Source organism: Amycolatopsis sp. NPDC059657 (assembly GCF_042734395.1).
GTDB lineage: Bacteria > Actinomycetota > Actinomycetes > Mycobacteriales > Pseudonocardiaceae > Amycolatopsis.
Window position 1 is genome coordinate 1 of the sequence record NZ_JBHWEB010000241.1, and the last position, 5,043, is coordinate 5,043.

Consider the following 5,043-nt stretch of genomic DNA (forward strand, 5'->3'; position numbering starts at 1 on the left):
GGTTAGAACCGCCCGCAACGCTCACGAGCCCTCTACGACAACAGCGCGACGCACTCCACGTGGTGGGTCATCGGGAAGGCGTCGAACGCCCGCAGGTCCGTCAGCCCGTAGCCGTGCTCCGCGAACGTCGCCACGTCGCGCGCCAAAGCCGCGGGATCGCAAGCCACGTAGACGATCCGGTCCGGCTGACCGGCCACGATCGTCTCGACGACCGCCTTGCCCGCGCCCTTGCGGGGCGGATCGAGCACCACGACGTCGACCGGCGCGGTGGCTTCCTCGAGGAGGCTCTCGACGCGGCCGCACTGCCAGCTGACCTGCGGGAGATCGGCCAGGTTCTCGCGGCCGTCGATGACGGCCTGGCGGCCGGACTCGATGGCCAGCACCTCGCCACCGGTGCCGACCTGCTCGGCCAGTACGGAGGCGAACAGCCCCACCCCGGCGTACAGGTCCCAGGCACGGCCGCCGACCGGCGCGTCGGCCCATTCGCGCACGACCCCGGCGAGCGTGTCCGCCGCGTCCGGGTGAACCTGCCAGAAACCGTGCGCGTCGAGCCGCCAGTCGCGGCCGGCCGCGTGCTGGAAAGCGGTGCCGCCGCTCAGCTGCTTGCCACGGGTCTTCCCTTTGACCGTCGCGAGTTCCCGCATGTGCGAGCGGCTCGAACCGTCGAGCGTGATCTCGATTTCGGTGCCAGGGCGCCATTTCCGGTCGAGCGCCTCGTCGAGCGCGCCGGGGATCGAGATCGGGCACTCCTCGACGGCGACGACGTCGTGGCTGTGGTGCGCGCGCAACCCGGCCCTGCCATCACGGCCGGCGACCAGGCGGACGCGGCTGCGCCAGCCCAGCGGGCCACCTGGCAGCGCCTCGACCCTGACCTCACGCGTGATGCCCGCGAGGCGCTGCAACTGTTCCGCGACGACCATGGCCTTCAGCTCGAGCTGATAATTCGGCGAGGCGTGCTGCCAGTCGCAGCCGCCGCACCCGCCGGGCGCCGCCAGCGGGCACGGCGGGGTGACGCGCTCGTCGGCGGGACGCAGCACCTGCACCGCGTCGGCGCGGCAGAACGAGCCGCCGTTGTCCTCGGTGACTTCCGCGAGCACGAGTTCGCCGGGCAACGCGTGGCGGACGAAGACCACCCGGTTGTCCGATCTGGACACACAGTGGCCACCGTGTGCCACCGCGCCCACTTCGAGCTCGAGTGTGCGGCCTGTCCAGTCCTCTTTGGTCACTTAAGACTTTCTTTCTCTGGTGGTTTGCCCGGAGCGGGCGTGAAGCCGCGGCGGACGTCGCCTGCCAGCGGCCTGGCGCGGCGGTCGCGATCGCGCGCCTTTTCGGAAGACCGCAGCTGCCATGGCACGCTCGTGACCATGACGCCCGGCTGGAACAGCAGCCTGCCCTTGAGCCGCAGCGCGCTCTGGTTGTGCAGCACCTGCTCCCACCAGTGGCCCACCACGTACTCGGGGATGAGCACGGTGACCACGTCACGCGGGTTGTCGCTGCGTACTCGTTTCACATAGTCCTGCACCGGTTTCGTGATGTCCCGGTACGGCGACTCGATGACCTTCAGCGGCACCTTGAACTTGTGCTTGCCCCACTCGGTGACCAGTTTGCGCGTATCGGCGTCATCGACGTTGACCGTGACGGCTTCGAGCACGTCCGGCCGCATCGCCTTCCCGTACGCCAGCGCGCGCATGGTCGGCAGGTGCAGTTTGGACACCAGCACGATCGCGTGGTTGCGTGAGGGCAGCACGACGGCCGAGGTCTCCTCCTCGCTCATCTCCCGCAGTTCGGCGGCCACGTGGTCGTAGTGACGGCGGATCGCGGTCATCAGCAGGTAGATCGCCACCATGGCGGCGATCGCGATCCACGCGCCGAGCAGGAACTTGGTGATCAGCACGATCACCAGCACGGTCGCGGTCATGCTCAGGCCGACCGCGTTGACCGTCTGCGAGCGGCGCATCCGGCGCCGCACTCCAGGGTCGGTTTCCTGGGCCAGCAAACGGTTCCAATGCCGGATCATGCCGGCCTGGCTGACCGTGAACGACACGAAGACGCCCACGATGTACAGCTGGATCAGCTTGGTCACCTCGGCGTCGAACGCGATGATCAGCACCAGCGCGAAGGCGGCCAGGAAGAGGATGCCGTTCGAGAACGCCAGCCGGTCGCCACGGGTGTGCAGCTGGCGGGGCAGGTAACGGTCCTGCGCGAGGATCGAGCCCAGCACCGGGAATCCGTTGAACGCCGTGTTGGCGGCGAGCAGCAGGATGATGCCGGTGGAGAAGGAGATGTAGTAGAAGCCCGCCGGGAAGTCGGGGAAGACCGCGTGCGCGATCTGCGCGACGATCGTCTTCTGCTCGTATCCCGCCGGCGCGCCGGTGAGCTGTTTCTCCGGGTTCTCGGCGAACTTGACGTTCGTGATGATGGCCAGCGCGATGATGCCGACCAGCATGGTCACCGCCAGCACGCCCATCAGCAGCAGCGTGGTGGCCGCGTTCTTCGACTTCGGCTTGCGGAACGCGGGCACACCGTTGCTGATCGCTTCGACACCGGTCAGCGCGGCGGCGCCGGAGGAGAACGCGCGCAGGATCAGGAAGGCGAAGCCGAACCCGGCGAACGAGGCTTCCGCGTGCAGCTCGAAGCCCGCGCTCTCCGCACGCAGATCGGCGCCGGTGACGGCCTGGAAGAGTCCCCAGGCCACCATCACGAAGATGCCGATGATGAACCCGTATGTCGGGATCGCGAACGCCTTGCCGGACTCGCGCACGCCACGCAGGTTCAGCGCGGTCAGCACCGACACGATGATGATCGAGGCCAGCACCTTGTTCTGGGCGACCCACGGCAGCGCGGAGCCGATGTTCGCGACACCGGACGAAGTGGACACCGCGACGGTGAGCACGTAGTCCACCAGCAGCGCGCTCGCGACCGTCAGCCCGAACTTGCCGCCCAGGTTCGTGTTGGCGACCTCGTAGTCACCGCCGCCGCTCGGGTAGGCGTGCACGTTCTGCCGGTACGACGCGACCACGACCAGCATGACCAGCGCGACCGCCACCCCGATCCACGGCGCCAGCGAGTACGCGGACAGCCCGGCGACGCTCAGCGTCAGGAAGATCTCTTCCGGGGCGTACGCGACGCTGGACAGCGCGTCGGACGCGAAAATGGGCAGCGCGATGCGCTTGGGGAGCAGCGTGTGGGCGAGCCTGTCACTGCGGAACGGGCGACCGAGGACGAGCCTCTTGAGAATGGTCGGAAACTTCGACACCGCCAGAGCGTAACGGTAGGACGGAACACGGTAGGTTCGGCGCTGTCGTGTCGCAGGTACCTGCGGACGGGTGAACTCGCTTTTCAGGAGATTTTCAGGAGGAGGACGTGGCGTGCACGTGGTGATCATGGGGTGCGGCCGGGTCGGCGCGTCCCTGGCCGCTGCGCTGGAGCGGCTCGGCCATGAGGTGGCCGTGATCGACAAGAGCCAGCAGGCCTTCCGGCGTCTCGGCAGCGACTTCCACGGCCAGCAGATCACCGGGGTCGGCTTCGACCGCGGCGTGCTGATCGAAGCGGGCATCGAGCGGGCGGGCGCCTTCGCGGCCGTGTCCAGCGGCGACAACTCGAACATCATCTCGGCCCGCGTGGCCAGGGAGACCTTCGGTGTCGAGCACGTCGTCGCGCGGATCTACGACCACAAGCGCGCCGCCGTGTACGAGCGCCTCGGCATCCCGACGGTCGCCACCGTGCCGTGGACGACCGACCGCTTCCTCCGGACGCTGCTGCCCGACGGCGTCGCCGCCGCGTGGCGCGACCCGTCAGGCAACGTGGCGATCATGCAGCTCCCGCTGAACGAGGGCTGGTTCGGCCACAGCGTGCGCAACCTGGAGCAGGAATCGGGCGCGCGGGTCGCGTTCATCATGCGCGTCGGCACCGCGGTGCTGCCCAACTCGAAGAGCGTGCTGCAGGAGGGCGACACGGTCTACGTGGCCGCCAAGTCCGGCACCGTCAGTGATGTCACCAGCGTCGCCCAGCGGGCACCGGAAGAGGAGGGCTGATGCGGGTCGCGATCGCGGGCGCGGGGGCCGTTGGGCGCTCGATCGCCACCGAGCTCATCGACGGCAGGCACCAGGTGATGCTGATCGAGCGTGAGGTCGACCAGTTCGAGCCGCAGATCGTCGAGGAGGCCGACTGGGTGCTCGGCGACGCCTGCGAGGTGTCGACACTCGAGGAGTCCGGCATCCAGCTGTGCGACGTCGTCATCGCGGCGACCGGCGACGACAAGGTCAACCTGGTCGTCTCGCTGCTCGCGAAGACGGAGTTCGCGGTGAAGCGCGTCGTCGCGCGGGTGAACAACCCGGCGAACGAGTGGCTGTTCAACGACGCCTGGGGTGTCGACGTGGCCGTCTCGACCCCGCGCATGCTCGCGGCGATGGTCGAGGAGGCCGTGAGCGTCGGCGACCTGGTCCGGCTGATGACATTCCGCCAGAGCCAGGCGAACCTGGTCGAGCTGACGCTGCCGGAGGAGACCCCGCTGGCGGGCAAACCGGTGAGCGAACTCAACCTGCCGCGCGACGCGGCGCTGGTCACGATCCTGCGCGGCGACCGCGTGATCGTCCCGCAGCCCGAGGACCCGCTGGAGCCGGGCGACGAGCTGTTGTTCGTGGCGACCTCGGACGTCGAGCCCGAGATCCGCCTAGCCCTGGGCTACTGAAAAAAATCCCAATGTGGCTTTCGTCAGCTTCTGGCTGACGAAAGCCACATTGGCGTGCTCAAAGCTGACCAATGCCGCATTGGGATTTTTTCGGCCTAGGAGACCTCGGGGGCCTGGGCGACTCGGGAACGGCACTATCGCGACGTTTGTGTCGTGGTGAGTGGATTTTGGGGCGTTGAACGACCCATTTCCCACTCACCGGGCCCGCCCGCGCACCACACCAGGCCGTTCCCCAGCTCAGGGGTCGTGAGTGTTTACGCCGGTTAGAACCGGCCGGGTAACTAGTCAGGTGGTTGCTGGGTGTGTTGGTAGCCAGGGGTTTCCGGTGAGGGCGTCGCGGAGTGCGGTGAGTG

The 5,043-nt window shown here is 68.2% G+C and carries 4 protein-coding genes; 2 read left to right on the forward strand and 2 right to left on the reverse strand.

Annotation, left to right across the window (positions count from 1 at the left end):
• Window positions 1–32 precede the first annotated feature (32 nt).
• Both ACFV15_RS47750 and ACFV15_RS47755 read right to left on the reverse strand, forming a co-directional pair.
• Window positions 33–1,226 carry a class I SAM-dependent RNA methyltransferase gene (locus ACFV15_RS47750; RefSeq protein ID WP_378360124.1) on the reverse strand — a complete coding sequence of 398 codons (1,194 nt, stop codon included), beginning with the start codon at window positions 1,224–1,226 and terminating at the stop codon, window positions 33–35.
• Window positions 1,223–3,256 carry an APC family permease gene (locus ACFV15_RS47755; protein ID WP_378360126.1) on the reverse strand — a complete coding sequence of 678 codons (2,034 nt, stop codon included), beginning with the start codon at window positions 3,254–3,256 and terminating at the stop codon, window positions 1,223–1,225. Before ACFV15_RS47755 ends, ACFV15_RS47750 begins: the two co-directional genes overlap by 4 nt.
• 112 nt (window positions 3,257–3,368) lie before the next feature.
• Between ACFV15_RS47755 and ACFV15_RS47760 the strand changes: the two genes are divergently transcribed.
• Both ACFV15_RS47760 and ACFV15_RS47765 read left to right on the forward strand, forming a co-directional pair.
• On the forward strand, window positions 3,369–4,034 hold the full coding sequence (locus ACFV15_RS47760; RefSeq protein WP_378360127.1) for a potassium channel family protein: 666 nt from the start codon (window positions 3,369–3,371) through the stop codon (window positions 4,032–4,034).
• A complete protein-coding gene (locus ACFV15_RS47765) occupies window positions 4,034–4,690 on the forward strand; it encodes a potassium channel family protein (RefSeq protein ID WP_378360128.1) in 657 nt (218 codons plus the stop codon). Before ACFV15_RS47760 ends, ACFV15_RS47765 begins: the two co-directional genes overlap by 1 nt.
• The last annotated feature ends 353 nt before the right edge of the window (window positions 4,691–5,043 follow it).